Below are 4,538 nucleotides of genomic sequence, written 5' to 3'. Positions count from 1 at the left end.
GGTGGAGTGGTCTATGTACTGATTTTGGTGATAGATGTTGTAATCATGCTATGGTAGATATAGATGAATTGATAGGTGAAGAGCAAGAAGAAGTAAGGCAAATGATTATAAAACATGTGAAATATACGAAGAGCCCTCTTGGTTCCTCTATACTAGAAAATTGGGAGAGAGACATTAGAAGATTTACAAAGATCATTCCAAGAGATTATAAGCGAATGATTCAGACCATTGAGAAGGCACATGCTTCAGGATTGGTCGAAGAAAAAGCCATTATGGTTGCTTTTGAAGAAAATCATAAAAATTCGAATAGAAAATCTGGAAACTAGGGGAGGTATTTGCAATGGGAAAATTTACGGGTTTTTTAGAATATGATAGGGTAAATCCAACTAAGAGACCTCCACAAGAGAGAATCCATGATTGGAATGAACTAAAAATAAGACAGAGTACGGAAGAATTAAGCAAACAAGTAGCGAGATGTATGGATTGCGGCGTTCCCTTCTGTCATGGTGGAGTGCTTCTAGCTGGAATGGCCTCTGGTTGCCCAGCGAGAAATCTTATCCCTGAGTGGAATGATTTGGTCTATAAAGGGCAATGGGAAGAAGCTTATAAGAGATTAATACGAACCATGCCTTTTCCAGAGTTTACTGGAAGAGTATGCCCAGCTCCTTGCGAAGGTTCTTGCACAGAAGGGCATATATTAGAAGCAGTAGGTGTCAATAATATTGAACAAGAAATTATTGATCGGGCCTTTGACAATGGCTGGGTAAAAGACAATAAGCCCAAAAATAGAACAGGTAAAAAGGTAGCGGTGGTAGGTTCTGGTCCATCAGGACTTTCTACTGCCTATTATCTAAATGGGGTAGGTCACGCTGTTACGGTCTATGAAAGAAATGACCGAATAGGAGGACTTCTGATGTATGGTATTCCTAATATGAAATTAGATAAAAGAATCGTGAAGCGAAGAATCAATTTGTTGATAGAGTCTGGTGTAGAGTTTGTAACCAATACAGAAATAGGTATAAATGTAAGCACAGAGAAGCTTTTAGAAGAATACGATGCTATTGTATTATGCTGTGGAGCTACTAATGGCAGGAGTTTAAATGTAGAAGGTTGTGGATTAAAAGGTGTTATAAGAGCAGTAGACTTTTTAAAGGCAAATACCAAAAGTCTTTTAGACTCTAATTTACAAGACGGTAAAAATATTAGTGCAGAGGGTAAGGATGTAATCGTCATTGGTGGCGGAGATACAGGTACAGACTGTGTTGCTACTTCTATACGACATAATTGCAAATCCGTTTTTCAATTTGAGATTATGCCAGAACCTCCAAAGTCAAGACAGGAGGGAAATCCCTGGCCTGAATGGCCTAAAAAGCTCAAAGTAGATTATGGCCAACAAGAAGCCATTGAACTATATGGCAATGACCCTAGAAACTATAATATCAATACAAAAAGAATTGTAGGAAATAGCAGGGGAGAGGTCAAAGAAATTCATACGGTAAATGTAATTTGGGAAAAAGATAAAAGTGGAAGATTTCTTCCAGCTGAAGTTCCAGGTAGCGAAAAGATATGGAAGACAGACCTTATTTTAATAGCTATGGGGTTTTTAGGGCCCGAGGATACGATTCCCAACGAGTTACACTTAAATAGAGATTCAAGAAGCAATATAAGTGCTGAGTATGGAGTATTTGAAACCAATGTAGACAAAGTTTTTGCAGCAGGAGATTGTAGGCGTGGTCAAAGTCTCGTAGTATGGGCTATTCAAGAGGGGAAACTTGTTGCTCGAGAAGTAGATAAATATCTTATGGGTGGTACAGTACTGAAGTAAATAGAGTGTAGTCGCTAGTCGTTAGTCACGAGCATCTGGGTATTCCTTTTAGGTCAAAAAATCCCTTGTATATAAAGATAAGTTTATTAGCAGTCAAGTAAATAAATAGTTCATAGGGCAATGAAGTCTGTATATGAAATATTCTGATTAAACATATGTTTAGAGGATTATTTACAATATCCAGACTTTTTATTTTCTAGAAAATAGAAATAGTTAAAAATAAATTTGGAGGTAGAAGATAATGGATAATTTACAACAGGTTTTTGGTTGCAATGTATTTAGTAAAGCAATTATGAAAGAGAGACTTTCAAAAGATACGTATAAAAAATTATTAAGGACACTAGATTTAAACGAAGAACTTATTCCTGAGGTAGCAGAGATTGTAGCAAGCGTTATGAAAGATTGGGCTATAGAAAAAGGAGCGACACATTACACTCATTGGTTTCAGCCTATGACTGGAAAAACGGCTGAAAAACATGACTCATTTATTGAACCAACTGGTGATGGAAGAGTAATTATGGAGTTTTCAGGAAAACAACTAATTCAAGGGGAACCAGATGCATCTTCTTTTCCTAATGGAGGATTAAGAGCGACTTTTGAAGCAAGGGGTTATACGACATGGGATGCTACCTCACCTGCTTTTGTAAAAGATCATACTCTCTATATTCCTACTGCATTTTGCTCCTATTCTGGAGAAGCTCTAGATAAAAAGACGCCTCTTTTGCGCTCTATGGAAGCAATCTCTAAGCAAGCCATTCGAATTTTAAGATTGTTTGGAGATACAAAAATCCAAAAGGTAGTCTCAACAGTAGGACCAGAGCAAGAGTATTTTGTTGTTGATAAAAACTTGTTTTATCAACGAAAAGATCTTATGTATACAGGAAGAACCTTATTTGGAGCAAAACCTCCTAAAGGTCAAGAATTAGATGACCACTACTTTGGTGCCATTAAAGATCGAGTGCATAATTTCATGAATGAGCTCGATGTAGAACTATGGAAATTAGGGGTTGCTTCTAAGACAAAACATAATGAAGTAGCACCTGCTCAACATGAAATGGCTCCAATTTACACGACGACCAATATCGCAACAGATCAAAATCAATTGGTTATGGATACCTTAGTTAAAGTTGCTGCTAGACATGATTTAGCTTGCTTATTACATGAGAAGCCTTTTGCAGGAATCAATGGCTCAGGAAAACACAATAACTGGTCTATTGGCACAGATAAAGCAAACTTACTTGAGCCAGGTGTTACTCCACATGAAAATGCTCAGTTTTTAACTTTTTTAGTCGCCACTATAGCTGCAGTTGGAAAATATGCTCCACTGCTAAGATTATCAGCAGCTTCACCTGGAAATGATCATCGATTAGGAGCAAATGAAGCACCACCAGCGATTATCTCAATATTTTTAGGAGAGCAATTGACAGATATTATAAATCAAATAAAGGATGGTGCATTAACGTCTTGTAAATCAGCAACTCATATGGATCTTGGCGTTACCACATTGCCAAAATTTAAAAAAGATGTCACTGATCGCAATCGAACATCACCATTTGCTTTTACGGGCAACAAATTTGAATTTAGAATGGTAGGTTCAACTGCATCCATTGCAGGTCCCAATATTATTTTAAATACTATTGTAGCTGATGTATTAAAAGACATGGCTGATGAACTGGAAAAAGCAGAAGATTTTAGCGTAAGATTAAGCTCTATTATAGAAAGATTAGTTAAGGAACATTCAAATATCCTGTTTGATGGAGATGGATATGATTCAAGCTGGATTCAAGAAGCAGAGAGAAGAGGCCTACCAAATATTAAAACTGCTGTAGAAGCTATTAAAGCATTCAGTGAACCAGAATATATAGAACTATTTGAAAGGCATGGTGTGTTTACGGAAGGTGAAGTCATGGCGCGTCAGGAAATCATGTTTGAGGAATATGCAAAGACCATTAATATTGAGGCATTAACAACCATTCAAATCGCTAAAAAAGAAATTTTGCCTGCATCTTTACATTATGCAAGCCATGTGGCATCCTCTATTAAAAATATTCAATCTGTTGTTCAAGATGCAGATGTGTCTGCCCAAATTGAAATTGTTGCAAAGATCAACAGTTTATATTTAGATGCAAGCACAGCTTTAGCTACCTTAGAAAGTACTTTGTCTAAAACCCAAGGTATTAAAGAAATGTATAAGCGAGCAAAGGCGTATAAATTCGAAGTATATGAAGCAATGGAAGCGCTACGAAAGCCATGTGATGCACTTGAAGAAGTAGTGGCGAAAAGTTTTTGGCCTATGCCAACCTATGGTGATTTGCTGTTTAGAGTATGACAAATCAGTATTTGCTTTTCGTGCTAGGCTAGATTCATATAAAAGAAATACTCTAAAGCAAAGGAGTATTTCTTTTTTTCGTTTAAGAAGTAAAAAACACAATCATAAAGAAAAAATAGAAAAATACAATATATATTGTAAATTATAATTAGTTTATTATATAATTGTTTATACGATAGAAATGCTCTACATATATTTAGAGTATTTTTTAACCTTTGTATTTATTAATTAAACTTGACAAATCAATTAATTGTTAATAAAATATCAATAATAAGAAGAGATAATAAAAAAATTAAGTAGTACTGTATAGTAAAAAAGTGTAATTATTATAAATAACTCAAACTTCGCACATCTAAAATTACATTAAATTATTGAAACAGGACA

3 protein-coding genes are annotated in these 4,538 nt (G+C 35.6%); all 3 read left to right on the top strand.

Annotated elements, in window-relative coordinates; all coding sequences use genetic code 11:
- A partial coding sequence (locus Q7P22_RS13615) for a hypothetical protein (RefSeq protein ID WP_303864969.1) occupies positions 1–326 on the top strand: 326 nt, incomplete at its 5' end.
- Positions 327–340: 14 nt separating this feature from the next.
- On the top strand, positions 341–1,825 hold the full coding sequence (locus tag Q7P22_RS13610) for a glutamate synthase subunit beta (RefSeq protein WP_303864968.1): 1,485 nt from the start codon (positions 341–343) through the stop codon (positions 1,823–1,825).
- 241 nt (positions 1,826–2,066) lie between these two features.
- On the top strand, positions 2,067–4,154 hold the full coding sequence (locus tag Q7P22_RS13605; RefSeq protein ID WP_303864967.1) for a glutamine synthetase III: 2,088 nt from the start codon (positions 2,067–2,069) through the stop codon (positions 4,152–4,154).
- The last annotated feature ends 384 nt before the right edge of the window (positions 4,155–4,538 follow it).

Source organism: Alkalibaculum bacchi (genome assembly GCF_937875145.1).
Lineage (GTDB): Bacteria > Bacillota > Clostridia > Eubacteriales > Alkalibacteraceae > Alkalibaculum > Alkalibaculum bacchi_A.
The sequence above is the reverse complement of the archived record's forward strand: the minus strand, read 5'-3'. Positions and strand labels throughout refer to the sequence as shown.